This is a genomic window from Kineococcus gypseus (genome assembly GCF_050871305.1).
GTDB lineage: Bacteria > Actinomycetota > Actinomycetes > Actinomycetales > Kineococcaceae > Kineococcus > Kineococcus gypseus.
Map to the genome: position 1 here is coordinate 1 of NZ_JBJLRD010000031.1, position 26,875 is coordinate 26,875.

General features: G+C 76.7%; 23 protein-coding genes. 14 read left to right on the forward strand and 9 right to left on the reverse strand.

Annotated elements, in window-relative coordinates; genetic code table 11:
• From ACRYMN_RS12860 to ACRYMN_RS12890, 7 genes are all read left to right on the forward strand, one after another.
• Positions 1–488: alpha-L-arabinofuranosidase C-terminal domain-containing protein (locus ACRYMN_RS12860; protein ID WP_432495639.1), on the forward strand; the 488-nt coding region annotated here is incomplete at its 5' end.
• A gap of 103 nt (positions 489–591) precedes the next feature.
• A complete protein-coding gene (locus ACRYMN_RS12865; protein WP_432495642.1) occupies positions 592–1,905 on the forward strand; it encodes an ABC transporter substrate-binding protein in 1,314 nt (437 codons plus the stop codon).
• Complete coding sequence (locus tag ACRYMN_RS12870; RefSeq protein WP_432495644.1) at positions 1,905–2,855, forward strand: carbohydrate ABC transporter permease; 951 nt, start codon at positions 1,905–1,907, stop codon at positions 2,853–2,855. The genes ACRYMN_RS12865 and ACRYMN_RS12870 overlap by 1 nt, the downstream gene beginning before the upstream one ends.
• Position 2,856: 1 nt before the next feature.
• Entirely contained in the window at positions 2,857–3,750 is an 894-nt protein-coding gene (locus tag ACRYMN_RS12875) for a carbohydrate ABC transporter permease (protein WP_432495646.1), read from the forward strand.
• Between the two features lie 41 nt (positions 3,751–3,791).
• Positions 3,792–4,661: an alpha/beta hydrolase gene (locus tag ACRYMN_RS12880; RefSeq protein WP_432495649.1), complete on the forward strand. Its 870-nt coding sequence runs from the start codon at positions 3,792–3,794 to the stop codon at positions 4,659–4,661.
• Positions 4,662–4,737: 76 nt separating this feature from the next.
• Positions 4,738–5,091 (forward strand): signal peptidase I, encoded by a 354-nt coding sequence (locus tag ACRYMN_RS12885; RefSeq protein ID WP_432495651.1) that lies wholly within the window; start codon positions 4,738–4,740, stop codon positions 5,089–5,091.
• Positions 5,092–5,228: 137 nt separating this feature from the next.
• On the forward strand, positions 5,229–5,696 hold the full coding sequence (locus tag ACRYMN_RS12890; RefSeq protein WP_432495654.1) for a rhodanese-like domain-containing protein: 468 nt from the start codon (positions 5,229–5,231) through the stop codon (positions 5,694–5,696).
• A gap of 2 nt (positions 5,697–5,698) precedes the next feature.
• Here ACRYMN_RS12890 and ACRYMN_RS12895 read toward each other — a convergent pair whose 3' ends face one another.
• The 7 genes from ACRYMN_RS12895 to ACRYMN_RS12925 form a co-directional block, all read right to left on the reverse strand.
• Positions 5,699–6,271: a GNAT family N-acetyltransferase gene (locus ACRYMN_RS12895; protein WP_432495657.1), complete on the reverse strand. Its 573-nt coding sequence runs from the start codon at positions 6,269–6,271 to the stop codon at positions 5,699–5,701.
• Between the two features lie 68 nt (positions 6,272–6,339).
• Entirely contained in the window at positions 6,340–7,935 is a 1,596-nt protein-coding gene (locus tag ACRYMN_RS12900; RefSeq protein ID WP_432495660.1) for an AbgT family transporter, read from the reverse strand.
• On the reverse strand, positions 7,932–9,293 hold the full coding sequence (locus ACRYMN_RS12905) for an amidohydrolase (RefSeq protein WP_432495662.1): 1,362 nt from the start codon (positions 9,291–9,293) through the stop codon (positions 7,932–7,934). Before ACRYMN_RS12905 ends, ACRYMN_RS12900 begins: the two co-directional genes overlap by 4 nt.
• A 125-nt stretch (positions 9,294–9,418) precedes the next feature.
• Positions 9,419–11,767 (reverse strand): glycoside hydrolase family 65 protein, encoded by a 2,349-nt coding sequence (locus ACRYMN_RS12910; RefSeq protein ID WP_432495664.1) that lies wholly within the window; start codon positions 11,765–11,767, stop codon positions 9,419–9,421.
• 122 nt (positions 11,768–11,889) lie between these two features.
• Positions 11,890–12,801 (reverse strand): alcohol dehydrogenase catalytic domain-containing protein, encoded by a 912-nt coding sequence (locus ACRYMN_RS12915; RefSeq protein ID WP_432495666.1) that lies wholly within the window; start codon positions 12,799–12,801, stop codon positions 11,890–11,892.
• 93 nt (positions 12,802–12,894) lie between these two features.
• Positions 12,895–15,375 (reverse strand): DNA gyrase/topoisomerase IV subunit A, encoded by a 2,481-nt coding sequence (locus ACRYMN_RS12920; RefSeq protein ID WP_432495669.1) that lies wholly within the window; start codon positions 15,373–15,375, stop codon positions 12,895–12,897.
• A gap of 38 nt (positions 15,376–15,413) precedes the next feature.
• A complete protein-coding gene (locus tag ACRYMN_RS12925) occupies positions 15,414–16,034 on the reverse strand; it encodes a nitroreductase family protein (protein WP_432495671.1) in 621 nt (206 codons plus the stop codon).
• Between the two features lie 77 nt (positions 16,035–16,111).
• Between ACRYMN_RS12925 and ACRYMN_RS12930 the strand changes: the two genes are divergently transcribed.
• The 5 genes from ACRYMN_RS12930 to ACRYMN_RS12950 all read left to right on the forward strand — a co-directional run bounded on the left by ACRYMN_RS12930 (position 16,112) and on the right by ACRYMN_RS12950 (position 22,163).
• On the forward strand, positions 16,112–18,802 hold the full coding sequence (locus ACRYMN_RS12930; protein WP_432495674.1) for a bifunctional acetate--CoA ligase family protein/GNAT family N-acetyltransferase: 2,691 nt from the start codon (positions 16,112–16,114) through the stop codon (positions 18,800–18,802).
• Between the two features lie 56 nt (positions 18,803–18,858).
• Positions 18,859–19,500: a DUF5998 family protein gene (locus tag ACRYMN_RS12935; RefSeq protein WP_432495676.1), complete on the forward strand. Its 642-nt coding sequence runs from the start codon at positions 18,859–18,861 to the stop codon at positions 19,498–19,500.
• 4 nt (positions 19,501–19,504) lie between these two features.
• Positions 19,505–20,686 (forward strand): alkaline phosphatase family protein, encoded by a 1,182-nt coding sequence (locus ACRYMN_RS12940; RefSeq protein WP_432495679.1) that lies wholly within the window; start codon positions 19,505–19,507, stop codon positions 20,684–20,686.
• Between the two features lie 176 nt (positions 20,687–20,862).
• Complete coding sequence (locus ACRYMN_RS12945) at positions 20,863–21,747, forward strand: DUF2382 domain-containing protein (RefSeq protein WP_432495682.1); 885 nt, start codon at positions 20,863–20,865, stop codon at positions 21,745–21,747.
• The gene (locus tag ACRYMN_RS12950; protein WP_432495739.1) at positions 21,744–22,163 is read left to right on the forward strand and encodes a DUF2382 domain-containing protein; all 420 of its coding nucleotides are present in this window, start codon (positions 21,744–21,746) and stop codon (positions 22,161–22,163) included. Before ACRYMN_RS12945 ends, ACRYMN_RS12950 begins: the two co-directional genes overlap by 4 nt.
• A gap of 117 nt (positions 22,164–22,280) precedes the next feature.
• Here the strand turns inward: ACRYMN_RS12950 and sepH are convergent, their stop codons facing one another.
• Positions 22,281–23,720 carry a septation protein SepH gene (gene sepH, locus ACRYMN_RS12955; RefSeq protein WP_432495684.1) on the reverse strand — a complete coding sequence of 480 codons (1,440 nt, stop codon included), beginning with the start codon at positions 23,718–23,720 and terminating at the stop codon, positions 22,281–22,283.
• A gap of 245 nt (positions 23,721–23,965) precedes the next feature.
• On the opposite strand from sepH, the gene ACRYMN_RS12960 reads away from it, so the two are divergent.
• Together ACRYMN_RS12960 and ACRYMN_RS12965 are read left to right on the forward strand one after the other, a co-directional pair.
• Positions 23,966–25,093 carry a ferrochelatase gene (locus ACRYMN_RS12960; protein ID WP_432495687.1) on the forward strand — a complete coding sequence of 376 codons (1,128 nt, stop codon included), beginning with the start codon at positions 23,966–23,968 and terminating at the stop codon, positions 25,091–25,093.
• Positions 25,090–25,992 (forward strand): inositol monophosphatase family protein, encoded by a 903-nt coding sequence (locus tag ACRYMN_RS12965; protein ID WP_432495689.1) that lies wholly within the window; start codon positions 25,090–25,092, stop codon positions 25,990–25,992. Before ACRYMN_RS12960 ends, ACRYMN_RS12965 begins: the two co-directional genes overlap by 4 nt.
• Positions 25,993–26,109: 117 nt before the next feature.
• Here ACRYMN_RS12965 and ACRYMN_RS12970 read toward each other — a convergent pair whose 3' ends face one another.
• Positions 26,110–26,490 carry a hypothetical protein gene (locus ACRYMN_RS12970; RefSeq protein ID WP_432495692.1) on the reverse strand — a complete coding sequence of 127 codons (381 nt, stop codon included), beginning with the start codon at positions 26,488–26,490 and terminating at the stop codon, positions 26,110–26,112.
• Positions 26,491–26,875 lie beyond the last annotated feature (385 nt).

Genomic DNA, 26,875 nt, shown 5'->3' on the forward strand with positions numbered 1-26,875 from the left:
CGCACGCGGACCGGCTGGTGATGGCGAACATCGCGCAGACGGTCAACGTGCTGCAGGCGATGCTGCTGACCGATGGGCAGGCGCTGGTGCTGACCCCGAGCTACCACGTGTTCGAGATGAACAAGGGTCACCACGACGCGGAGGTGCTGGCGCTGGCGCTGCGCGGGGCCGCCCCGGTGCGGAAGGTGCAGGGCAAGGAGCTGGTGACGTTCTCGGCGTCGGCCTCGACCAAGGACGGGCGGGTGCTGATCTCGCTGACCAACCTCGACGCCGAGGAACCCCTGGACGTGCGCATCGACGTCCGTGGTGCCACCGTGCAGGACCTGAGCGCGCGCCTGCTCACCGCCGGCGCGATCGGCGCGCACAACACCGCCACCGACACCCCCGTCGCCCCGCGCCCGCTCGACTCGGTGCGCCTGCAGGACGGCACCCTGCACGTGACCCTGCCCGCCCACAGCTTCGCCACCGTCGGCTTCGCCGCCGGCTGAACCGGTGGGCCGCCGCTCCACCGGACCCGCGTCCCGCACCCCCAGACCCCGCACCGAGCGCCGGACGGCGCTCCGTCACGAATCCCCGAAGGAGTGGACCACCGTGAACACCACGTCCTCGCCGTACTCGTCGCTCCGCACCGCCGCGCTGTCCCGCCGGCGCGTCCTGGCGCTCTCCGCGCTCGCCGGTGGTGCCGCGCTGACCGCCTCCGCCTGCTCGGGCGGCTCGTCCGGCACCAGCGACCCGAACACCTTCGAGTTCTGGTCGTTCACCGGCATCAACCAGAAGGACTCCGTCGAGGCGTACAAGGAGATCGCACCGGACGTCACGGTCAAGCTCACCGAGGTCGGCAACGCGCAGGAGACCGCACAGGGGCTGACCACCGCGCTGGCCGGCGGCAAGGTGCCCGACTTGGTGCTCATCCAGGCCGGCGACCTGCCGAAGTTCATGAAGAACCCCGGCAACTTCACCGACCTCACCACGCTGGGCGGTGCCGACATCGCGGGCGACTACGTGGACTGGGTCATGGCGCAGGCCACCGCCCCCTCCGGTGAGCTCATCGGCATCCCCACCGACGTCGGCGGCATGGGCATCGCCTACCGCACCGACCTCATGGCCGCCGCCGGGCTGCCCACGAACCGCGACGAGGTCAGCGCGCTGTGGCCCACGTGGGAGGAGTTCATCGCCACCGGCCAGCGCTACACCGAGGCCACCGGGAACGCGTTCATCGACAACGCCGCCACCACCGTGTTCCTGCAGGCCGTCTCCCAGGGGGAGGAGCAGTACTACTCCGCCGACGGCGAGGTGGTCTACGCCACCAACCCGATCGTGCGGCAGTCGTTCGACCTCGGCCTGCAGGCCATCGCCGCCGGGATCACCGCGAAGCTGGAGAGCTTCACCGACGGCTGGAACGCCGGCATGGCCAAGGGGGCGTTCGCCGCCGTCGCCGCGCCGTCGTGGATGCTCGGCTCGATCCGCTCCGCGGCGCCGGACACCGAGGGCAAGTGGGACATCGCCGTCATCCCCGGCGGCCGCGGCAACTGGGGCGGCAGCTACCTGGCCATCCCGGCCCGCGCGGCCAACCCGCAGGCGGCGTGGGAGTACGCCTCGACGATGCAGTCCCCCGAGCAGCAGCTGCGGCACTTCATCGAGTCCGGCTCACTGCCCACCACCCCGGTCAACTACGACAAGCCCGAGCTGGTCAACCACACCGACCCGTTCTTCAGCGACGCCCCCACGGGCAAGATCTTCACCCAGGCGGTGCTGGGCCTGAAGCCCTTCGTCAACGGCGAGTACAACACCGAGATCAGCACCGAGCTGCTCAACGCCCTCAACGGCGTCGAGGGCGACGGCGCCCCGGCCGACGCCGCGTGGGACACCGCCACGAGCAACATCGAGACCGCGATCGGCGCCTGATGAGCGCCACCCTGACTCCCGGCACCCTGCGGGGCGTCGAACCGGCCACGGCCACGCGGCCGGTGGAGAAGCGCTGGGAGCGGCTGGCGCCCTACGGGTACGTGGCCCCCTTCTACGTGCTGTTCCTCGTCTTCGGCCTGTTCCCGCTGCTCTTCACGTTCTACGTGGCGCTGTTCGACTGGAACCCCATCGGCGAGAAGACGTTCGTGGGGCTGGAGAACTTCCGCCTGCTCTCCGAGGACCCGCGCTTTTGGAACGCGCTGCGCAACACCTTCAGCATCTGGATCATCTCCACCGTCCCCCAGCTGATCATCGCGCTGATCCTCGCGCAGGTGCTCAACAGCGCCTTCCTGCGCTTCGCCAACTTCTTCCGCATGGCGATGCTGCTGCCCTACATCACCTCGGTGGCGGCGACGGCGATCGTCTTCGCCCAGCTCTTCAACCGCGACTACGGCCTGCTGAACTGGTTCCTCGAGCTGCTCGGCTTCGAGCACATCGACTTCATGTCGACCCCGCTCGGCAGCCACGTGCTCATCTCCGCCATGGTCATCTGGCGCTGGTTCGGCTACAACACGCTGCTGTACCTGGCGTCGCTGCAGGCCGTGCCGCGCGACCTGTACGAGGCCGCGGCCATGGACGGGGCCGGCGCGGTCAAGCAGTTCGTCCACATCACCCTGCCGGCCCTGCGCCCGGTGATCGTCTTCACCGTCATCATGTCCACCATCGGCGGCCTGCAGATCTTCACCGAGCCGCTGCTGCTGTCCAACGGCACCCTCACCTGCGGGACCGCGCGCCAGTGCCAGACCCTGTCGCTGTTCCTCTTCGACCAGGGCTTCGGGTCGTTCAAGTTCGGCTACGGCTCGGCCATCGGTGTCGCGCTGTTCGCGATCATCGTGGTCGTGGCGTTCATCAACTTCCTGCTCTCGAGCCGGCTGGGGAAGAGGGACTGACATGGCCACCACCACCGGACCCGCCCTGCGCGGGGAGCTGAACCGGCGAACCCCGCGCTCCCGGCGTCCGCGAGCCATCGCCCGGGTGCGCTGGTACACCTACGTGCTGCTCGCGCTGGCCGCGGCCGCGTGCATCTTCCCCGTCTACTGGATGTTCGTCGTGGCCTCCGTCGGCTCGGAGGCGGCCACCCAGCTGCCGCCGCGCGTGGTGCCCGGCGGCAACTTCCTCGACCTGCTGAGGCTGGTCTTCGAGACCGTGCCGTTCGTGCGCTCGCTGGTCAACAGCTTCATCGTCGCGGCCCTGATCGCGGTGGGGCAGGCGTTCCTGTGCTCGCTGGCCGGCTTCGCCTTCGCGAAGATGGTCTTCCCCGGCCGGGACGTGCTGTTCCTGGTCCTGGTGCTGACCATGACCGTGCCGGCGCAGCTGGCCGTCATCCCGCAGTACATGATCATCTCGCAGCTGGGGTGGGTGGACACCCTGCAGGCGATCGTCGTGCCCGGCCTGGTGAGCGCGTTCGGCATCTTCTGGATGCGCCAGCACATCAGCGCCACCATCAGCGACGAGCTGCTGCAGGCGGCGCGCATGGACGGGTGCAACTCCTGGCAGATCTTCCTGCGCATCGCGTTCCCCGTCGTCCGGCCGGCGGCCGCGGTGCTGGGCCTGCTCGGGTTCGTCAACGCCTGGAACGACTTCCTGTGGCCGTTCATCGTCCTGAAGTCCCCCGACATGTACACCGCGCAGATCGCCATCAAGGCCCTGCAGAGCAACATCTCCGTCGACCTCGGCCTGGCGATGGCCGGCTCCTTCCTGGTCACCGTCCCGCTGCTCGTCCTCTTCGCGTTCTTCGGGCGGCAGATGGTCTCGGGGATCATGGATGGCGCCTTCAAGGGCTGAGCCCCCCGCGCACCCGCCCCCACCCCCCCGGGAGGACCCCCGTGACCGGCACCGCCCCCGCGCTCGACCCGGCCGGGTCCCACGTGCGGCACCTGCCCCGCGTGCGCCTCGGCGCCGGCGACGGCGAGGACACCTCGATCGTCTTCGCCGACCCCGACCACCCGGACGGTGAGCGGATGGTGCGCGGCGTCACCGTCCCCGTCCTGACGCCGTACCTGCCCGCCCCGGGCGCGGCGACGGGGACCGGGGTCGTGATCGCCCCCGGCGGCGCCCTGCACGTGCTCGCGATCGACAACGAGGGCGTGCACGTGGCCGAGCGGCTCGCCCGGCGCGGCGTCGCGGCCTTCGTCCTGGAGTACCGGCTCGCGCCGGCCCCGCTCGACGAGGCGGGGTTCTCCGCCCGCGTCCGGGAGGTGACCGCCAGCCGCGAGCGCATGGCCGAGGTCTCCCGGCAGCGGCGCGCACCGGCCCTGGAGGACGGCGCCGCCGCGCTGCGCCTCGTGCGCGATCGCGCCGCCGAGTGGGGCGTGGACCCCGGCCGGGTGGGCGTGCTCGGCTTCTCCGCCGGCGCCTTCGTGTCCCTGGTGACCGCGCTGGACGGCGCGCCGGGGGAGCGGCCCGCGTTCGTGGCCCCGGTCTACCCGGCGTGGTGGGACGAGGTGCAGGTGCCTTCCCCGGCTCCGCCGATGTTCCTGGCCTGGGCCGAGGACGACGAGCTCGGCGAGACGATCGTCGGCTCCTGCCGGCGGCTGCACGAGGCCTGGCGGGCGGCCGGCGCGCCGATCGAGGTGCACGCCTACGCCGGGGGCGGGCACGGCTTCGGCGTGCGCCGCCAGGGCACGCCCTCGGACGCCTGGTTCGACGCCTTCGTGCGGTGGCTGACGACCGGGCCCCCGGCCCGGCTGCCCTGACGGCCGCCGGCGCGGCTGCCGTGACGCCCGCCGGCACCGGTTGCCCCTGTACGGGCGGCGGGGGACGATCCGCGGCGTGAGCTGGCACGCGGGCAACGCGGACCTCGACGGCGCCGACGACGGGGGCTGGTTCCTCGGGCACTTCATGGCCGGGCGCGTGCCCGCCCTGACCAGCCGCGACGTGGAGGTGAAGTGGGCGCGGCTGGCGCCGGGCTCGCGCGACGACGAGTGGACCGCGCCGGAACCGCACACCTCGCTGTGCGTCCTGGTCTCCGGCAGCCAGCGCCTGGCCTTCCGCGAGGGCGCGGTCGTCCTGCAGCGCCCCGGCGACTACGTGCTCTGGTTCCCCGGCGAGCAGCACACCTGGCGCTCCTCCGAGAGCGAGGAGACGACGCTCCTGACGGTGCGCTGGCCCTCGACCGCGGGGTGAGCGGCGCCGCGGCCTGCGCGCTCGACGCTCCGGGGCGTGGGATCGACGGCGTGGGAGTGCGAGCACCAGCGGATCCACGGCGCGCGGGCTGCAGCGCCGCGGGACGCCCCTGGTGACCGGCGCCGCCGGCCGGTTCGATGGTCGGCGTGCAGACCTCGATCTCCGCCGTGGACTTCTTCGCCGCCAAGCTGGCGCACCAGACCGACCCCTCCGACCTGGCCGCCGCCCGCGCCGCCAGTGCGGCGCCGCTGGTGCTGGACGTGCGCGCGCGCGCCGGGTGGGACCAGGGCCGCATCCCCGGCGCGGTCCACGCGCCGGCCGACGAGCTGGCGCAGCGCGCGCGCGAGCTGGTCCCGGACCTCGACACCGAGGTCGTCGTCTACTGCTGGGGGCCGGGCTGCAACGGCAGCACGAAGGCCGCCCTGGTGCTGGCCTCGCTGGGGTACACCCGGGTGCGCGAGCTGATCGGCGGTTTCGAGTACTGGGCCCGGGAGGGGCTGGCGGTCGTCACCGACGCCGGCCGCACCCGCCGCGCCCCCGACGAGCTGACCGCCCCGGTGCCGGCGGGCGCGAGCGCCCAGCCGGTGCCCGCCCCGGTGGGCTGAGCTCACGGCCCGGCCGCGCCCGGCGCCCCGGCGGCGCCGGGGTGGCGGGCGCGCCAGCCGTCCGCGCCGAGCTCGAACCTCGCCAGGTCCCCGTGCGCGCCGGCGGGCGCGAAGCCCAGCCGGCGCAGCACGGCGATCGAGGCGGTGTTGGCCGGCACGACCAGCGCCGCGGCCCGCCGAACGCCCCACGAGGAGAACCCCGCCTCCAGCAGCGCCCCGGCGGCCTCGGTGGCCAGCCCGAGCCCCCAGCGGTCGCGGCGCAGCGCGTACCCCAGCAGCGCGGCGTCGTCGGGCTCGCGCAGCAGCAGCACCTCCCCGACGACCGTGCCGCCGGCGCGCTCCTGCACCGCCAGGACGACGGCCTCGCCGGGCGCCGCCGCGCGCACCTGCCCGGTGCGCCGGGCGAGGAACTCCGCGGTCTGCTCGCGCGTGCGCACCGGCCAGGGCGTGAAGCGGGTGACCTCCTCGTCGCCGTGGAAGGCGGCCAGGTCGTCCAGGTCGCCGGGGCGGTGCGCGCGCAGCACCAGCCGCGGCGTGAGGAGCGGGACGGGCGGGGACCACGCGGCACCGGGCACGGCCCGACCGTAGCGGCCCGCGCGCGTCACGGCCGGGGGTTCACGGCCGGGGGTCCACGCCCCGGGGTTCACAGCCGGGAGTACTGCCCCGGCCCCAGCGGCAGGTCCAGGACGAACCACACCGTCAGCAGCGCCGTCCACGCGATCCAGAAGCACACGGTGAAGGGCAGGAAGCGGGAGATCAGCGTGCCCAGCCCCGCCCGCGGCTCGTAGCGGCGCAGCATGGCCAGCACCACCACGACGTACGGGTTCAGCGGGGTGAGGATCTGCGTGGCGGAGTCGCCCGCGCGGAACGCCGCCTGGGTGAACGCCGGCTCGTAGCCCAGCAGCGCGAACAGCGGCACGAACACCGCGCCCATGATGGTCCACATCGACGAGCCGGAGGTGATGAACAGGTTCAGCACCGTGGCCAGCAGCACGAACCCGATCACCGCCTCGAAGCCGGTGAGGTTCAGCGACTCCAGCCCGCTCGCGCCGGCCACCGCCATCCAGGTGCCCACCCGCGTCCAGGTGAACAGCGCCACGAACTGCCCGAGCACGAACGCCAGCACGATGAACGGCGCCATGTCCCGCACGGCCTCGCCCATCGCGGCCGGCACCTGCTCCACCCGGCGCAGCGAGCCGGTGCGCCGGCCGAACACCAGCGCCGGCACGGTGAGCACGCACACCACGAAGAACACCGTGGCGTCCAGCAGGGGGGACTCCGGCAGGTAGCCGCCGGAGGCGTTGCGCATCGGCGAGCCGGGCACCACGGCCAGCACCACGAGCGCGAGTGCGGTCAGCAACGCCGCCAGGCCCGCCAGGGCCAGCGCGCGGCGCTCGGTGCCCGACACGCTCAGGTCGTCGACGTCCTCCACGGCGCCGACGCCCTCGGCGTCCTCGCGCTGCTCGGTGGGCACCCCGGTGCGCGTGAGCATCGGCTCCAGCACCCGGGTGATGAGCAGCCCGCACACCAGCGTCAGCAGCAGCGAGCTGGCGATGTTGTAGTACCAGTTCGACACCGGCGTCACGGGAGTTCCCGCGTCGGGCAGGGTCTCGGCCACCGAGGAGGTGATGCCGGCGAAGAGGGCGTCCAGGCTGGTGACGGCGATGGAGGTGGAGTACCCGGCGCCGGCGGCGGCGAACGCGCCCAGCAGCCCCGCCACGGGGTGGCGGCCGGCGGCCCCGAACACCATCGCGGCCAGCGGCGGGATGACGAGCATCACCGAGTCGGCCATGACGCTGCCGACGACGCCGATGAACGAGACCGCGTAGGGCAGCAGCCAGCGCGGGGCGCCGGCGAAGACCACCTTCACCAGGGTCGACATCAGCCCGCTGCGCTGGGCCAGGCCCACCGCCAGCAGGATGACCACCACGGTGCCCAGCGGCGGGAACGAGACGAAGTTGTCCACCAGGGTCGTGGTGAACCACTGCACCCCCTCGGCGGTGAAGAACCCGCGCACCGGGTTCGTCTCGCCCGAGCCGGGCACCTGCACGGTGACCCCGGCCGCCGCCATCGCCGTGCTGACCACGGCCAGCACGGTGAACAGCCCCACGAACAGCACGAACGGCTCGGGGATGCGGTTGCCCACGCGCTCGACGCCGCCGAGCAGGCGGTCGGTGCGCGTGGCCGCCGGGCGCGGCCCGGCCCCGGCGCCCCGGCCGGTGCGCTCCTCGCGGCTCACGACAGGAACCCCTCGACGTCCATCGCACCGCCGGCCGCCTCGAACTCCGCGCGCACCGCGGCGAGCAGGTCGGCGTCGGCCAGCAGGTCCAGCGCCGTCAGCGCCAGGCCCACCGCGCCGTCCAGCACGCCCGCGTCGCCGCCGGCGGACCCGGCGGCGGCGGCGAACTCCGCGGTGTGCAGCGAGGTGCCCGGCCCCGCCACGGCGAGCATCGGGTGGATCGAGGGCACCCGCACGCTGACGTTGCCCAGGTCGGTGGAGCCCGACAGCGTCTCGGGCACCACCCCCGGCGGCAGCGCCGTGCGCCCGCGCCGCTGCTGGTGGCGCGTCCAGCGCGCGGCCATCTCCAGGTTCGCCCGGATCGGCAGGTACGCCGGCTGCCGGTCCCAGTCCAGCTCGTAGCCGCACCCGGTCATCGCCGCCGCGGCCACGAGCACCGCCTCCACCCGCGCGCACAGGTCCGCCAGCGTCTGCGGCAGCGCCGAGCGCACGTAGTACTCCGCCACGGCGCGCTCGGGCACCACGTTGGGGCGCTGCCCGCCCTCCAGCACGACGCCGTGCACGCGGTCCGCGGGGCTGATGTGCTGGCGCAGCATCGCGATGCCCTGGTACCCGGCGACGACCGCGTCCAGGGCGTTGCGGCCGGCGAACGGCTGCGCCGAGGCGTGCGCGGCGATCCCGCGGTACGTCGCGCGCACCTGCCGCCGGCCCAGGAACGGCTGCACCGCCACGTCGTAGGTGAACGGGTGCAGCATGACCACCGCGTCGACGCCGTCGAACGCGCCGGCGCGCGCCATCGTCTCCTTGCCGCCGCCGCCCTCCTCCGCGGGCATGCCCAGCAGCAGCGCCGTGCCGCCCACGGCCCCCGAGCGCAGCGCCGCCGCCAGCGCCAGGAACGCCCCCGCCGCCGAGGCGCAGATGACGTTGTGCCCGCAGCCGTGCCCGATGCCCGGCAGGGCGTCGTACTCGGCCAGCACCGCCACGGTGGGCCCCTCGCCCGAGGTCACCGAGGCGCGCAGCGCGGTCTCCAGCCCGTGCGCGCCCACCTGCGCCCGCACGTCGTGCGCGGCCAGCAGGTCGGCCAGCGCGCGCACCGAGCCGTGCTCGGCGAACGACTCCTCCGGGTGCGCGTGCAGGTGGTGGCTCAGCGCCAGCAGCGGCTCGCGCAGCGCGTCCACCGCGGCCTCGGCCGCGTCCAGCACGCGGGCCGGGGCACCGGTGTGCGCGCTGGCCAGCGGCGCCGCGGTGGCCGCGGCGCGCTCGACGCCGGTCAGCAGCGAGTCCAGGTAGGTGCGGTCGGGCGTCGTCGGCTCCGGGCCGGGCACGGCGGGGGAGCGCTGGGCGGGGGTCTCGACCATGACGAGCAGGCCTACTCCTGTGCGCGCCGCGCGGCCACCCCGCGCCGGGCGCGCCGCCGCGGCGCAACACGGAGTTCACACGAGCACCCGTGCCGGTGCCCGTGCGGGTGCCCGCGCGGGCCCGTTCAGCGCGCCCGCGCGCGCACCTCGCGCGGGTCGCGCCCGGCCGGCTGCGAGGGGCGCGGCAGCGGCTCCAGGGCCGGCACGTCGAAGCTCAGCGGGGCGCCCGGCTCGACGGTGAAGCGCTCGCCGTGGTGGCTGCTGGTGACCGCCGCGCCGCTGACGACGGTGTACGTAGCGTGCTGCGCGGAGCCGTCGGCGCGCACGTCCACCTCCAGGCAGCTGCCGCGGTGGCGGGTGCGGAAGCACAGCCCGCGCAGGCCCTCGGGCAGGCGCGGCGCGAAGACCAGCACCCCGTCGGCGTCGCGCATGCCGCCGTAGCCGGCCACCAGCGCCTGCCACGCGCCGGCCAGGGAGGCGATGTGCAGCCCGTCGGGGGTCTTGCCGCGCAGGTCGTGCAGGTCCACGAACGCCGCCTCGTGCGCGTAGTCCGCCGCCAGGCCCAGGTGGCCGACCTCGGCGGCCACGACGGCCTGCACCGAGGCCGACAGCGAGGAGTCGCGCACCGTCAGCGCCTCGTAGTACTCGAAGGCGGCGCGCTTCTCCTCCCGGGTGAACGCCTCCGGGCGCAGGTGCAGCGCCAGCACCAGGTCCACCTGCTTGGCGACCTGGCGCCGGTACAGGCTGAAGTAGGGGAAGTGGTCGGCCAGCGGGTACTGCTCGGGGGAGGTGGCGTCGAAGTCCCAGCGCTTGCGCCGGGTGGAACCCTCGTCCTGGGCGGGCATCCCGGTGCGCGGGTCGCGCGGCACGTGCACCGCGTCGGCCAGGCGCACCCAGGTCGCCACCTCCTCGTCGTCCACGCCCAGGGCGGCGGCGCGCTCGGGGAAGCGCCCGGCCAGGTCCACGGCGGCGCGCAGGTTCGCCTGCGCCATGAGGTTCGTGTACGCGTTGTCGTCCACCAGCGCGCTGTACTCGTCCGGGCCGGTGACGCCGTCGACGTGGAAGCGGCCCTCCTCGTCCTCGCGGCCCAGCACCACCCAGGTGCGCGCCGTCTCCACCACGAGGTCGGTGACCAGCTCGCGCGCGACGTCCTCGTCGCCGGTGGCGTGCACGTGCCGCACCGCGGCGTCGGCGATGTCGGCGTTCAGGTGCACCGCCGCGGTGCCCGCCGGCCAGTACCCGGAGCTCTCCCGGCCCGTGATGGTGCGCCACGGGAACGTCGCCCCCGCCAGGCCCAGCTCGGCGGCGCGCTGCCTGGCCGCCGGCAGCATCGAGTGCCGCCAGCGCAGCGCCTCCGCGGCCGCCTGCGGCCACACGTGGTTGAGCATCGGCATGACGAACACCTCGGTGTCCCAGAAGGTGTGCCCGTCGTAACCGGTGCCGGTCAGGCCCTTGGCGGGGATGCCGCGGTCGGTGGCCTGCGCGGCGGCCTGCAGGACGTGGAACAGCGCGAAGCGCACCGCCTGCTGCAGCTCGTCGTCGCCCTCCACGCGCACGTCGGCGTGCTCCCAGAAGTCGTCCAGCACGGCGCGCTGCTGCGCGGCCAGGTGCTCGTAGCCGTCGCGCAGGCCCGCGGCCAGGTCGGTGCCCAGCGCGCCCAGCAGGTCCTCGCGGTCCACCAGCGGCGCCCAGCCCAGCGCCACCACCTTCACCACCCGCAGCTCCTGCCCGGCCTCCAGGCGCGCGCGGGCCACGGTGACGACCCGGTCGGCGGTGGCGTGGGTGCGCACCTGCGTGTCGGCCGGGCCGGTGACGTCGTGGTCGGCCACGGCCGCGACCGCCAGGCCGCTGCCGTCGGTGCGCTGGCGCACCACCCCGCCGCGGGCGCGCGCCTCGGTGACCGGCTCGTGCAGCTGCGCGCTGCACACCACCGCCGAGCGCACCTCCACCTCCTGCGGGGCGTCCACGGCGCGCACCCGGTAGTCCACCGCCAGCAGCCCCGGGCGCTCCAGCGGCACCACCCGCTCCGAGCGCACCCGCACGCGCGCGCCGTCGGGGGAGGTCCACTCCGCCTCCCGGCGCAGGGTGCCGGCGCGCAGGTCCAGGGTGCGCTCGTGGGCGTGCAGCTCACCGGTGCGCACGTCGAAGCGCTCGGGGCCCACGAACAGCTCCACCAGGGTGGGGTCGGGCACCGCCACGAGGCGCTCCTGCACCTGCGGGTAGCCGTAGCTGTACTCGGGGTACGTCATCGGCCACAGCTCGTACGCCCCGCTGAGGTAGGTGCCGGGGCTGCCGCACGGGGAGCCCTCGTCCAGGGAGCCGCGCACCCCGACCCGCCCGTCGGCCAGGGTGAACAGCGACTCGGTGCGCTCCAGCGCCGAGACGTCCAGCTCGCCCTCGTGCACCGCCCAGGGGTCCACCGCGCCCAGGCCCTTGCCCCTGCTGCTGCCCGCCCCGTCCCGTCCCGCGCCCACGCCCGCCCCGCTCCCGTCAGCCCGCCGCGCTCCGACGGGTCACGGCGCCATCCGAGCAGGTGCCGGGACCGTCCGCACCCCCGGGGAGCGCGCGGGAGGCGGCCCGGGGCACCGGGCCCGGGTCAGTCCACCAGCACCGTGCGGCCCCGGGTCCCCGGGCCCGTGCCCGCACCCACCGCCGCGACCGCGGCGGCCAGCGGTGCGAGGGCCCGCACCCGCACGTCCAGCGCCCCGGCGCGCACCGAGCCCAGCAGCCGGGCCAGCCCCACCGGGTCGGCGCGCACCGCGACCGCGACGACCGACCGCCCCGGCGGCGCGACCGGTTCGGCGCCGGGCCGCACGCCGACGAGGGTGCCCCCGTCCTGCAGGGCCCGCAGGGCCGCGGCGCCGAGCACCGCGGCGTCCAGCACCGCCGCGCACCCGCCGCGCGGCACGTCCTGGACGGTGCGGTGCGCCCCCAGGGCCCTCAGCTCGGCGGCGTCGCGGCTGCGGGCCAGCGCGGTGACCTCCCAGCCGGCGCTCGCGGCCAGCTGCACCGCCCAGGCGCCCACCGCCCCGGCCGCCCCCGTGACGAGCAGGCGCCCGCGCGGGGGGCCGGCGCGGTCCAGGGCCTGCGCGGCCGTCAGCGCGTTCAGCGGCACGGCCGCCGCCTCGGTCAGACCCAGCCCCTCCGGCAGGAGCGCCACCGCGGCGGCCGGGACGCCCACCGCGTCCGCGTGCGCACCCGTGGGCACGTCGAAGCCGTCGTGGAGCCCGGCGACGCGGGCGCCGGGGCGCAGCTCCGGGCGCCCGGCGCCGGCTCCCGGACCGAGGCGCTCGACGACACCGGCGAACTCCCAGCCCACCCCGACCGGCCCGTCCCGGCGCACCAGGCCCAGGCGGTGGTACTCCCCGGCCGCCGTGGCGGCGTCCACCCGGTTGACCCCCGAGGCGGCCACCGCGACGAGCACCTCACCCGGCCCCGGCTCGGGCGCCGGGACGTCGGCCAGGGACAGCGGGGCGGGGGACCCGGGCAGGGCCAGCAGCGCGCGCACCCGCCCACCCTGGCCCGCCACCGCCCCCGCCCACCGGGCTTTTCCCGGCGGGCGCGGCCGCGGGCGCGGGCGGGGTCCGGCCCGGCGGGCGGCTCAGGGCAGCGGCGGGCCCGCGATCGCGGCGGCGGGCTTGTCCAGCGCCGTGCCCGAGCCGTCGCGCCGGCCGGGCACCTCCGGCAGCGCCACGGGCGTGCCGGTGGGCGTGGCGGCCTCCGCCGGGCCGTGCCCGGCCCAGGCCAGCAGCAGCACGTCCTCCCCGCGCGCGAAGCGGTGGCAGCGCACCCCGCCGGTGGCGCGGCCCTTGGCGGGGTACTCCGTCAGCGGCGTGACCTTCGCCGAGCCGAGCTGGGTGCCCGGCAGGGCGCCGGAGTCGCCCGCGACGGTGACCACCACCGCCTCGGGGTCCTCGGCGTCCACGGCCGTCATCGAGAGCACCTGCGCGCCCGCGGACAGGCGCACCCCGGCCACCCCGGCCGCCCCGCGGCCCTGCGGGCGCACCAGCGAGGCGCTGAAGCGCAGCAGCTGCGCGTCGGAGGTGATGAGGACCAGGTCCTCCTCGCCGGTGCGCAGCTGCACCGCGGCGACGACCTCGTCCTTGCGGCGGGCGGTGACGTCCTTGAGCGCGATGACGTCGACCTCGTCGCGGTTGCCCAGCGGCTCGAGCACCAGGCGCTTGACGACGCCGGTGGCGGTGGCCAGGGCGAAGCCGGGGTCGTCGGGGTCCTCCACGCCGGCCACCGGCAGCGGCACCAGCGCCAGCGCGCGCTCGCCCTTGCCGAGGGTGAGGAACTCCTTGACCGCCACCCCGCCGGAGAGGGTGGGGCGCCCGTTCGTCTCCGGCAGCACCGGCAGGTCCAGCACCGGCAGGCGCACCAGCCGCCCGGCGGAGGTGACGATGCCCACGTGCCCGTGCGCGGTGGCCGGGGCGGTGGAGACGACGAGGTCGTGGCGCACCCGGCGCCCCTCGGTGCCCAGCGGCTCGGCCGAGCCGGTGCGCGCCAGCAGCCCCGTGGAGGACATCAGCACCGTGCACGGGTCGTCGGCGACCTCCAGCGGCACCGCCGCGCCCGTGGCCGGGCCGCTGGAGGTCAGCAGCACCGTGCGGCGCGGGGTGCCGTGCTCGGCGGCCACGCGGCCCAGCTCGTCGCTGACCAGCCGGCGCAGGCGCGAGTCGTCGGCGAGGATGCCGCGCAGCTCCTCGATCTGCCGGTTCAGCTCGGCCTGCTCGCGCTCCAGCTCGATGCGCGAGAAGCGCGTCAGCCGCCGCAGCTGCATCTCCAGGATGTACGACGCCTGCGTCTCGGACAGGTCGAACGCCTGCGTCAGGCGGGTGCGCGCCGCGGCGGCGTCGTCGGAGGAGCGCACGATGGCGATGACCTCGTCGATGTCGACGATCGCGGTGAGCAGCCCGTCGACCAGGTGCAGGCGCTCCTCCCGGCGCCGCAGCCGGTGCGCGGTGCGCCGGCGCACCACGTCCAGGCGGTGCGCGACGAAGACCTCCAGCAGCTCCTTCAGGCCCAGGGTGCGCGGCTGGCCGTCGACCAGGGCGACGTTGTTGATGCCGAAGGTCTCCTCCATCGGCGTCAGCCGGTACAGCTGCTCGAGCACCGCCTCGGGCACGAAGCCGTTCTTGACCTCGATGACCAGGTGCAGGCCGCGGGTGCGGTCGGAGAGGTCCACCACGTCGGCCACGCCCTGCAGGCGCTTGGCCTTGACGCTGTCGGCGATCTTCTCCGTCAGGCGCTCGGGACCCACCCCGTGCGGCAGCTCGGTGACCACCAGGCCCTGGCGCCGGCCGATCTTCTCCACCCGCACGGTGGCGCGGGTGCGGAACGTGCCGCGCCCGGAGGCGTAGGCGTCGCGGATGCCCTCCAGGCCCACCACGCGCCCGCCGGTGGGGAAGTCCGGGCCCGGCACGAAGCGCATCAGGGCCGGCAGGTCCGCCCCCGGGTGCGCGATGAGGTGGCGCGCGGCGGCGACGACCTCGCCGAGGTTGTGCGGGGGCATGTTCGTGGCCATCCCGACGGCGATGCCGCTGGCGCCGTTGACGAGCAGGTTGGGGAACGCCGCCGGCAGCACGGCCGGCTCGGTCAGGCGGTCGTCGTAGTTGGGCACGAAGTCGACGACGTCCTCGTCCAGGCCCGTCGTCATCAGCAGCGCCGCCGGCGCCGGGCGCGCCTCGGTGTAGCGCTGCGCCGCCGGGCCGGCGTCCAGGGAGCCGAAGTTGCCGTGCCCGTCCACCAGCGGCAGGCGCATCGTGAACGGCTGCGCCTGGCGCACCAGCGCGTCGTAGATGGCGACGTCGCCGTGCGGGTGCAGCTTGCCCATGACCTCGCCGACCACGCGCGCGCTCTTCACGTGCGCGCGCTCGGGCGTCAGGCCCATGTCCTGCATCATGTAGAGGATCCGCCGCTGCACCGGCTTCAGGCCGTCGCGCGCGTCCGGCAGGGCCCGCGAGTAGATGACCGAGTAGGCGTACTCGAGGAACGCCCCCTGCATCTCCTGCTCGACGTCGATGTCGACGATGCGCTCGGGGGCGTCGGGCTGCGGGGGAGGGGACGTGCGTCGTGCCATGGCCCCCATCCTGCCGCCCGGGGCCGACACCTCCGGACCTAGCCGCCCCAGGGCGCGCCGAAGGCGCCGTCGTGGGCGCTGTCGGCCAGGGTGCGCCGGTGCCGGCGCGAGGGCCGCGAGCCCTCGCCCGGCGCGGGGTGGCCCAGCGCCACGGCCGCGACGAAGCGGTGCCCGGCGGGCACGCCGAAGCGCGCGCGCAGCGCCGCGCGCGCCGCCGAGGGCACCCCGAACAGGCACGCGCCCAGGCCCTCGTCCACCGCGGCCAGCAGCAGCAGCAGCCCGCTCATGCCGGTGTCCACCTCCGGCCACGGCACCTCCCACGAGGCCGCGTCGCGGTCCGGGCCGGGCTTGTCCGGCAGGGCGTAGCGCGCCGCGTACGCGCCGGGGTCGGCCAGCAGCAGCACCAGCACCGGCGCGGTGCGCATCCCGCTCAGCCACGCGTCCGCCGGGCCCGGGCGCCCGGCGGTGGCCAGGTCCCAGAAGGCGCCCCGGTCCCGCTGCGCGCGCAGCACCAGCAGGTCGCGGCCCTGGCTGTTGCCGGCCGAGGGCGCGCGCAGCGCCGCGGCCAGCACCCGCTCCAGCGCCCCGGCGCCCACGTCGCGCCCGGCCTCGAAGCGGCGCACCATGCGCCGCCGGCGCAGCACCTCGGGGAAGTCCACCGCGCCATCCTGCCCCGCCCGCCGCGTGCGCCTTCCCGCCCGCCGCGCGGGCGCTGCCCCCCACTAGGGTGGCGGGCATGGTGCCGCTGCCGCCGGTGGGCTACCCGACCCGCTGGGAGGCCGACGTCGTCCTGCGCGATGGGGGCACCGCGCACGTGCGCCCCATCCGCCCCTCCGACGCCGACCTGGTGGCCGCCTTCCACTCGCGCCAGTCCGAGGAGTCGCGCTACCTGCGCTTCTTCGCCCCCATGCCGCGGCTGTCCGCGCGCGACCTGGAGCGCTTCACCAACGTCGACCACGTCGACCGCGTCGCCCTGGTCGCCACCGTCGGCGAGGACATCGTCGGCATCGCCCGCTTCGACGCCGCCCCGCCGCGCGAGGGCTCGCCGCGCTCGGCGGAGGTGGCCTTCAACATCTCCGACGACCACCAGGGCCGCGGCCTGGGCTCGGTGCTGCTGGAGCACCTGGCCGCCGCCGCCCGCGAGCGCGGCATCCGCCGCTTCACCGCCGACGTGCTGCCGCAGAACGCCAAGATGATCGGCGTCTTCCGCGAGGCCGGCTTCGAGGTGCGCCAGGGCTACTCCGACGGCGTCCTGGACGTCTCCTTCGCCATCGACCCCACCGAGCGCTCGGTGGACGTCATGCGCGCCCGCGAGCAGCGCGCCGAGGCGCGCAGCGTGCAGGCGCTGCTCTCGCCGTCCTCGGTCGTGGTGGTCGGCGCCAGCCGCACCCCCGGCTCGGTGGGCCACCGGCTGCTGGCCGACGTCGTCACCGGCGGCTTCACCGGCGAGGTGCACGCCGTCAACGCCGAGGCCGAGCCGGGCGAGCTGCTGCTGGGGGTGCCGGTGCTGCGCTCGGTGCGCGACCTGCCCGGCCCGGTGGACCTGGCGGTGGTGGCGGTGCCGGCCGCGGCCGTGGTGGCCACCGTCGCCGACTGCGCCTCCCAGGGCGTGCGCGGGCTCGTCGTCGTCTCCAGCGGCTTCGCCGAGACCGGCCCGGAGGGCCTGGAGCGCCAGCGCGAGCTGGTGCGCATCGCCCGCGCCAACGGCATGCGCGTGGTCGGGCCGAACTCCTACGGCGTGGTCAACACCGACCCCGCGGTGCGCCTGAACGCCTCGCTGTACGCCGACACCCCGCCGGCGGGCCGCTTCGGCCTCTTCAGCCAGTCCGGGGCGCTGGCCGTCACGGTGCTCTCCTCCGCCCAGCGCCGGGGCCTGGGGCTGTCCACCTTCGTCTCCGCCGGCAACCGCGCCGACGTCTCGGGCAACGACCTCATGCAGTTCTGGCTCGACCACGAGGGCACCGCCGCGGTCGGGCTGTACCTGGAGAGCGTGGGCAACCCGCGCAAGTTCAGCCGGGTCGCGCGCACGCTGGCGCGCAAGAAGCCCGTCGTGGTCGTCAAGTCCGGCGCCTCCGGCTTCGGGGTGCCGCCCGGGCACGCCGTGCGCGCCTCGCGCGCGCCGTTCGAGGCCGTCGACAGCATGCTGCGCCAGGCCGGCGTCATCCGGGTCGAGAACGTGCACCAGCTCTTCGACGTGGCCCAGGTCGCGGTGCACCAGCCGCTGCCGCAGGGCCCGCGCGTGGCGATCGTCGGCAACTCCGACGCGCTGGGCACCCTGGCCGCCGACGCGTGCGTCAGCTGGGGCCTGCAGGTGGTGCGCGGGCCGAGCGCGGTGGCCCCGTACGCGCCCGTGGAGGCGTTCACGGCGGCGCTGGAGAGCGCCTTCGCCGACCCCGGGGTCGACGCCGTCGTCGCCAGCTGGGTGCCGCCGACGCCCGCGCCGGACCCCGCGGTGGCCGCCGCCGTGGCGCGCACCGCCGCGGCCGGGGCGAAGACCACCGTCACCTGCTTCCTGGGCACCCGCTCGCTCTCGGCGGCCGTGGCCGACGCCACCGAGGGCGTGCCGGCCGACGCCCCCGTCGTGCCCTCGTACCCCACGCCCGAGGACGCCGTGCGCGCCCTGGCCGCCGTCGTGCGCTACGCGCAGTGGCGCCGGCGCGACCGCGGGCACCCGCTGGCGCCGCGGGGCGTGGACCTGCGCGCGGCGCGCGCCCTGGTGGAGCGGGCGCTGGCCGCCTCCCCGGACGGGGTGGAGCTGGGCCCGGAGGACACCGCCGCGCTGCTGGCCGCCGGCGGCGTGGACCTGCTGGCGCGCGCCGAGGTGCGCGGCGTGGAGGAGGCCGTGGCCGCCGCCGAGCGGCTGGGCTGGCCGGTGGCGCTGAAGACCGTGGGGGAGGACCTCGCCGGGCGCCAGGACCTGCGCGGGGTGCGCCTGGGCATCACCAACCCCGTGGCGCTGGCCGAGGCGGTGGCCGACATGCGCCAGGTCTTCGGCGAGCGCGCCGACGTCCTGGCCGTGCAGCACATGGCCGGCCTGGGCGTGCCCTGCCTGGTGCGCAGCACCGAGGACCCCCTCTTCGGGCCGGTGGTCAGCTTCGGCGTCGAGGGCGACCCCATCGACCTCATGGGCGATGTGGCCTACCGCATCCCGCCCCTGACCGACGTCGACGTGGCCGATCTGGTGCGCTCGGTCAAGGCCGCGCCGAAGCTCTTCGGGCACCGCGGCTCGCCCGTCATGGACGTCGACGCCCTGGAGGACGTGGTCGCGCGCGTGGCGGTGCTGGCCGACGCGCTGCCGGAGGTCGCCGAGCTGCGCCTGTCGCCGGTGCTGGTGGCCGAGCGGGGCGCGCGCGTGCTGGGCGCCTCGGTGACGCTGGCCCCGCCGCAGGGTCGCGCCGACCCGGACCGGCGCACCCTGCCCAGCTGAGGCCCGCCCGGGTGGCCCGTGCCGCGCCGGGGGGCGGCGTGCGGGAGGATGGGGGGATGCGCGAGCGCACCCACCCCCGGCGGTCCGGGCACGGCACGAGCGGCGGCGGCGCGGCGGGGGCGCCCACCCCGCTGCCCCTGCCCCCGCAGCTGCTCTCCGACGTCGAGCGCGCCGGCTTCTACCCCTCCCTGGTGGTCGACGGCCTGCAGACCGCCCTGGGCGGCGAGGAGGTCGACGCCCACCTGGTGCACCAGGAGACGACCATCGAGGACAGCGAGGTGCGCCGGCACGTCACCGTCCTGGCCGCCACCGCCACCCGCCTGCTGGTCACCCACGCCGACGACCACGGCGCCGACGAGACCTCCCCGGAGCCGTACGCGGTGTGCTCGACGGAGTCCGTGCCCCTGGAGCGCGTCTCCTCCGTGGTCGTCTCGCAGGTCGTCACCCGCCCCGCCGACCACCGCCCCGGCGCGGTGCCCGCCGAGGTCAGCCTCACCGTGGGCTGGGGGGCGGTGCAGCGCGTGGACCTGGAGCCGGCCGGCTGCCCCGACCCCGACTGCGAGGCCGACCACGGCTACACCGGCACCCTCAGCGGTGACGACCTCACCGTGCGCGTGGCCGGCGCCGCCGAGGGCGCCGACGCGGTGGCCGCCGCCGTGGACTTCGCCCGCTCGCTGTCCGCCGCCACCTGCCGGTGAGCCGGTGACCACCACGCCCGCCCCACCGGCCCCGCCGGCGCCCGCCTACGGCGTCGACACCCTCGCGGAGCTGGTGCCGGCGCTGGCCGGCGCGCTGGGCGTGCCCGGCACCGGGGGCGGCGGGGGCAGCGGCGCCGGTGCCGGCCTGGCGCCGGCGCTGCCCGCCGCGCGGCGGGTGTGCCTGCTGCTGGTGGACGGCATGGGCGAGGTCGCGCTGCGCGAGCGCTCCGGGCACGCGCCGGTGCTGCGGCGCTGGCGCTCCGAGGGCGGGCACCGCGTGCTGACCGCCGGCTTCCCCACCACCACCGCCACGAGCATGGGCCTGCTGGGCACCGGGCTGCCCCCGGGCGGGCACGGCCTGGTCGGCTACGAGGTCCTCGACCCCGAGCGCGACGCCCTGCTGAACCAGCTGCAGTGGGACGGGCCGGTGGACCCCCGGCGCTGGCAGCCGCACCCCACCGTCTTCCAGGCCGTCGCCGCGGCTGGGCTGCCCGTCACCCGCGTGGCGCCGCCGCACTTCGACGGCTCGGGCCTGACCGAGGCGGCGCTGCGCGGGGGGCGCTTCGTGGGCACCCCCGAGCGCCTGGAGGCGCGCGTGGACGCCGCCGTGCAGGCGGTGCGCGCCACCGGGGCCGGGCTGACCTACGTCTACTGGGGCCGCCTGGACCGCACCGGCCACGGCGAGGGCGTCGGCTCGTGGCAGTGGGGCGAGGAGCTGGCGCGCGTGGACGCCGCCGTCGGCGAGCTCACCCGCCGCCTGCCGCGCGGCACCCTGCTGGTGGTCACCGCCGACCACGGCATGGTCGACGTGGCCGCCCCGCAGCGCCTGGACCTGGCGCACGAGCCGGAGCTGCGCGCGGGCGTGCGCCACGTCGGCGGCGAGCCGCGCGCGGTGCAGCTGTACACCGAGCCCGGCGCCGCCGCGGCGGTGGCGGCGGTGTGGGCGCGCCGCCTGGCCGGCAGCGCGCTGGTGCTCACCCGCGCCGAGGCGGTGGCCGCCGGGTGGTTCGGGGCGGTGGAGGAGCGCGTCAGCGGGCGCATCGGGGACGTGCTGGCGGTGATGTCCGCGCCCGTGGCCGTCGTGGACTCCGCGCGCATGCGCCCGGAGACGCTGCGCCTGGTGGGCCAGCACGGCGCCCTCACCGACGACGAGCGCCTCGTGCCGCTGTTCACCGCCGTGCTCTGACCGGCGGCGACCCGCAGCCGGAGCGCGCGCGTCCCGGCGACCGGGCCACGGGTCCGGAGACCGGGTCCGGGGACCGGGTGCGAGGGGCGAGTTTGGGGATCGGGGAGCGGGGTACCCCTGCTGGTGGCAATCGATTCGGCCTCACCAGCCGAGACGTCCAACAGAAGGGCACCACCATGATCTCCGGTCTCCAGTCCGTCGACGACCTCTACGGCACCACCGTCTACGACAACGACGGCGACAAGATCGGCAAGGTGGACGAGGTCTACCTGGACAACGCCAGCAACCAGCCGGAGTGGGTCTCGGTCAAGACCGGCCTGTTCGGCTCGAACGTCTCCCTGATCCCGCTGGCGCAGGCCTCCGTGAGCGGCGACCGCCTGACCGTGCCGTTCGAGAAGGCCAAGGTCAAGGACGCCCCGCACCACGACCCCGGCCACGAGCTGAGCGAGTCCGACGAGGACGACCTGTACCGCTACTACGGCATCGCCTCCTCCGGCGGCACCGTCACCGAGGGCACCACCACCGGGACGACCGGCACCGCGGACCTCGCGGCCTCGCGCGGCACCACCGGGACCACGGACACCACCACCGCCACCACCGGGACCACCGGCACGACCGGCCGCACCGGCACCGACTTCAGCAGCGGCGACGACGTCTCCGGTCCCGAGACCGACGACGCGATGACGCGCTCGAAGGAGGAGCTGCACGTGGGCACCGAGTCCCGCGTGTCCGGCCGGGCGCGCCTGCGCAAGCACATCGTCAGCGAGCACGTCACCCGCAGCGTGCCCGTCAGCCACGAGGAGCTGGTCGTCGAGCGCGAGCCGATCACCGACGCCAACCGCGGCGCGGCCCTGGCGGGCGGGGACCTGACCGAGGAGGAGCACGAGGTCACCCTGCACGAGGAGCGCGCGGTGGCCGCGAAGGAGACCGTGCCGGTGGAGCGGGTGCGCCTGGGCACCAAGACCGTCACCGGTGAGGAGACCGTCTCCGCCGAGGTGCGCGAGGAGAAGATCGACCTCGACGCCGGTCGGGAGACCCGCACCAGCACCGACCGCTCCTGAACGGGGAGCACGCCGAGGTCGTCCGCTCGGCAGAGGAACTGCGCGTCCACCGCGTGCGGGTGGCGCGCGAGCGCGTCCGGGTCAGCAAGCGCGTGGTCTCGGAGGTGCGCACGGTGCAGGTGCCGGTGCGCGTCGAGCAGCTCGTGGTCGAGCGCGAGCCGCTCGACGCGGACGCCGGGGACGCGGACGCACCGGCCGCGGGGGACACCGCGGCGGCCGAGCCGCTGGTGATCGTCCTGCACGAGGAGGTCCCGGTGGTCTCGGTGCGCGCCGAGCCAGTCGAGGTCGTGCGGATCGGCGTCCGCACGGTGCAGGGCGAGCAGACCGTCTCCACCGAGCTGCGCTCGGAGCAGGTGGTCGTGGACCGCTCGGTCGCCACCGGGCACGAGCCCGGTCCGGCCACCACCACGGCCTGAGGCGGGCCCGAGGCGGACCCGAGGCGGCCCCGAGGCAGGGCTGAAGGCGGGGCCGAGGTAGGACGGACGACGGAGGGGCCCGTGCGGTGCGCCGCACGGGCCCCTCCGCGCGCGGGGTCAGTCCTTCTTGGTGCCGAACATGATCTCGTCCCAGCTCGGGACGCTGGCGCGCTTGCCGCCCGCACCGCCGCCGCCCCCGCCGCCGGTGCCGCCACCCCCGCCGGAGCGCCGTCCCGACCGGTTGCGCCGGCGGGGCGCCGGGCGCTCGGGCGCGGGGACCGGGACCGCGTCCGCCGCGTCCGCCGCGTCGTCGGCGGTGCCCGCGTCCCCGGTGCTGCCCGCGCCGCCGGTCCCGGGGGCCGTGTCCTCCACGGAGCCGGCGAGGTCCTCGGCCGGCACGCCCGGCGCCTCGGCCACGACCGGCCCGGGAGCGCGCACCGCCTCACCGCCGGGCACGTCGGTGTCCTCGACGTCCCCCTCCGCGGCGGGCTCGACGTCCGCCTCGGCGGCGGGCTCGGCGTCCGCCTCCGCGGCGGGCTCGACGTCCGCCTCGGCCGTGGGCTCGTCGGGCACCTCCGCGGCGGGACCGCCGGACGCCTCCGCCCCCTGCGCCGCCTGCGCGCCGGGCCCGTCGGCCGGGTCGCCGGCGCGCTCCGCCGCGGCCCGCGGCGGCGGCAGGACGGTGCGGTCCTCGTGCTCGTGCGGGGCGGACGCGGCCGGGTGCGCCGGCGGCGGGTCGGCCAGCAGGGCGTCCACCCGCGGGGCCGCCTCACCGGACCCGGGTGCCGGCGCGGGCTCCCCGCGCACGCCGCGCTGGGCGTCGAGGGCGTCGAGCAGACCGGGGGCCACCTCGCCGGGGCCGGGGCGCGCGGCGCGGCCGCGCTCGGCCGAGCGCACCCCGCCGTCCGCCTCCACGTCGTACACGCGCTCGCCCGGGCGCACCTCGCCGGCCACGCTCACCAGCCGCCGCGAGGGCAGCGGGCCGGGGTCGGGCGGTTCCTCCTCGCTGAGCCAGCGCGCCTCGTCGTCGGTGGCCGTCAGCGCCCGCGAGGCCGGGTCGAAGGACCAGCGCGCCACCCGCCCGCGCCCGCCGGCGACGAACTCCAGCTGCACCGTCCAGTCGCCGTCCTCCTGGCGCCAGGCGTCCCAGCGCGCCCCCTCGGGGTCCACCGCGCGCGCGCTCAGGCGCGCGACGACGAGGTCCTCCAGCGGGCCGGTGCCCCCCGCGCGCCCGTAGGCGGTGCGCCGGGCCAGGCCCGCCACGTGCGCGCGCTCGGCCAGCACGGGGCCCTCGTAGCGGCGCACCCGGTCCAGCGGCAGCCCGCCGGACTCGGCGACCTCCTCGGCCGACTCCCCGGCGCGGATGCGCGCCTGGATGTCGCGCGGGCGCAGCTGGGACTCCATCTGGATCTGCAGCTGCCCCAGCCGGGCGCGGTCGCGGCGCACCGCCGCCCGCAGGGCCTCGTCCACCCGCAGCCGGTAACGCGCTCCGTCGGCGCCGACCAGCACGACGTGCTCACCGTCGTCGTGGACCCCGACGAGCCTCAGGTCCTGCATGAGGGCGTCCTCCAGCGGTGTCGTTCGCGGCGGCGCGGCCGGACGGGCCGGACCGGCGCGGCTCCCGGGCGGGCCGAGCGCTGCGTGCACTCTGCCACCTGCGCCCCCGCGCGTTCACCCGGCGCCGGGAGCGGGCCGCCCCCACCCTCGACCTCCGCCCGAGGGTCAGGGCGGTGCGCGCACCCGGCGGGGACGGTGCCCCACCCCGCGCGGGCGCCCCGGCGCGCGGTGGTGACAATGACCCCGTGAGCGCTGCGACATCGACCGCACGTCCGTACGACGCCCTGCTCCTGCTGTCCTTCGGCGGCCCCGAGGGACCCGACGACGTCATGCCGTTCCTGGAGAACGTCACGCGCGGCCGGGGCATCCCGCGCGAACGCCTCGAGGCCGTCGCCGAGCACTACCTGCACTTCGGCGGCAAGAGCCCCATCAACGACCAGAACCGCGAGCTGCTCGCGCAGCTGCGCACCGAGCTCGACGCGCGCGGGCTGGCGGACCTGCCGCTGCTCTGGGGCAACCGCAACTGGGAGCCGTACGTCACCGACGTGCTGCGCGAGGCGCACGAGGCCGGCGCGCGCCGGGTGCTCGTGGTGTTCACCAGCGCCTACTCCTCGTACTCCAGCTGCCGGCAGTACCGCGAGGACCTCGCCCGCGCCGCGCAGGCGCTGGCCGCCGAGGGCCGCGACATCGAGTTCGACAAGATCCGCCACTACTTCAACCACCCCGCCTTCACGGAGGTGAACGCGCGCGCGGTGGCCGCCGCCGTCGGCGAGCTGCCCGAGGACGCCCGCGCCGGCGCGCGGGTGGTCTTCGTGACCCACTCGATCCCCGACGCGATGAACGACGTCTCCGGCCGCGACGGCGGCGCCTACGTGCGCCAGCACCTCGACGTCGCCGCCGAGGTCGCCCGCCGCGCCGGCGCCGCCCTGGGCCGCGAGCTGCCCTGGGACCTCGCCTACTGCTCGCGCTCGGGCCCGCCGAGCCAGCCGTGGCTGGAGCCCGACGTCAACGACCACCTGCGCGCCCTGCACGAGCGGGGGGTGCCCGGTGTCGTGGTCGCGCCGGTCGGCTTCGTCAGCGACCACATGGAGGTCAAGTTCGACCTCGACACCGAGGCCGCCGAGACCGCCGGGGAGATCGGGCTGCCCTTCGCCCGCGCCGCCACCGTCGGCGCCGACGCCGCGTTCGTGGCGGGCTTGGTCGACCTCGTCGAGGAGCGCGCCGCCCTGGCGCGCGGTGAGGCCCCCGAGCAGCCGGCCACCGGCGCGCTGGGCCCCTCGCACAACCTCTGCCCCGTCGGGTGCTGCCGCAACCTGCGCGCGGACCTGCCCGCGGCCACGGGCGAGGACTACCGGGCCCCGGCACCCGCGTGAGCGGCGCGACGCCCCCCGCGGCACCGGGGCCGCAGGGGTTGCCGGGGGAGGCGGAGCTGGACGAGCTGCGCCGCGTCGCGGTGCGCGCGGCCGCCGCCGCCGGCGAGCTGGTGCGCACCGGCCGCCCGGACCGGGTGGAGGTCGCGGCGACGAAGTCGACGCCCACCGACGTGGTCACCGCCATGGACACCGCCTCCGAGGAGCTCCTGCTGGAGCTGCTGGCCGAGCTGCGCCCGCACGACGGCGTCCTGGGCGAGGAGCACGGCCACCGGCCGGGCACCTCGGGGCTGACGTGGGTCGTCGACCCCGTGGACGGCACCGTGAACTACCTGTACGGGCTGCGCGCCTACGCCGTCAGCGTCGCGTGCGTGCTCGACCCGGTGGCGGGCGCCGGGCGCCCCGACCCGGCCACCTGGGTGCCGCTGGCCGGGTGCGTGCACGACCCCACCTCCGGGGAGGTCTTCAGCGCCGCGCGCGGGCGCGGCGCGAGCCTGAGCTCGCCGGAGGGCGAGCGCGCCCTGCGCGCGCACCGCGACGTCGCCCTGGACCGCGCCCTGGTGGCCACCGGCTTCGGCTACGACCCGGTGCGCCGCGCCGAGCAGGCCGCGGTGCTGGCGGCGCTGCTGCCGCGGGTGCGCGACGTACGGCGCATCGGCAGCGCGGCGCTGGACCTGTGCTGGGTGGCGGCCGGGCGCCTGGACGCCTACTACGAGCGCGGCCTGAAGCCGTGGGACCTGGCCGCGGGCGCGCTGGTGGCCGCCGAGGCCGGGGCGCTGGTCACCGGCTTCGACGGCGGGCCGGCCGGCGGGGAGGGCCTGCTGGCCGCCGGCCCCGGCCTGCACCCGGCCCTGCTGGCCGAGCTGGCCGAGTCGGCCGAGTCGGCCCGGCCGGCGACCTGACGGACCCGCGGCCCGGAGCTGCGACGCGCGAGGCCCCCGTCCCGGCAGGGACGGGGGCCTCGCGCGTCGCCGCGCCGGGCGGCGCGAGCGGGGTGGTCGGTGTGGGCCGGGTGGCCCTCAGGCGGGCGCCGCGCAGGCGGCCGGGACGCGCCGGGCGAGGGCGGTCAGGTCCACCACGGCGGGCCGGGAGCCGCCGTCGCGGGCGCGCGGGTCCTCGGCGCCGTCGGCGCCGTCGGCCCGCCCGGCCAGGTAGGCCACGGCGTCCGGCAGCGCGACGTCGTGGGCCGCGGCCAGGTCGACCAGGCCCTCCAGCTCGCCGAGGTGGGCGGCGGCCAGCTCATCCTCGCCGGCGGCGGTGGCGCACTCGATCGTGGCGCGCGTCTGCTGCACGCGCTCGGACAGCTCCGCCACGAAGGCGGGCGGTGCGGACGGGGTGCTCCCGTCGCCGGTGGCGACGGGCGGGGCGACGGGTGTCGCGGGGGGTTCCTGCACGGGCACGGCACCTCCTGGGGGCTCGAGGGGCGCCCGGCGCTCGCGCTGCGCCGCGGCGCGCGGGCCGGTCCTGCCGTTCGGCGGGCTCGGGCGCACACTACGGCCCGTCGCAGCCGCGTCCAACTCCCCCCGGAGGGGGGTGTGGACGCCCCGGCCGCCCGCCGCGGCGCCCCGCGCGGGTCGCGCCGGTGCGCGCCGGCGGCGTTCCCGCGGCGTTCCCACCGCGTTGGTGCTGCCTTCCCGCGGCGTTCCCGGTGCGCCGCACGGCCAACGGCTGCCGTGCGTGGCGGAGCGCGACGCGCCGTGACCCCGCCCCGGTTCGTCGCCGGCGCGGCGGTAGGTCATGATGCGTGCTCGCCCCGCCGCACGCGGCACCGCAGGGCGGGGCCGG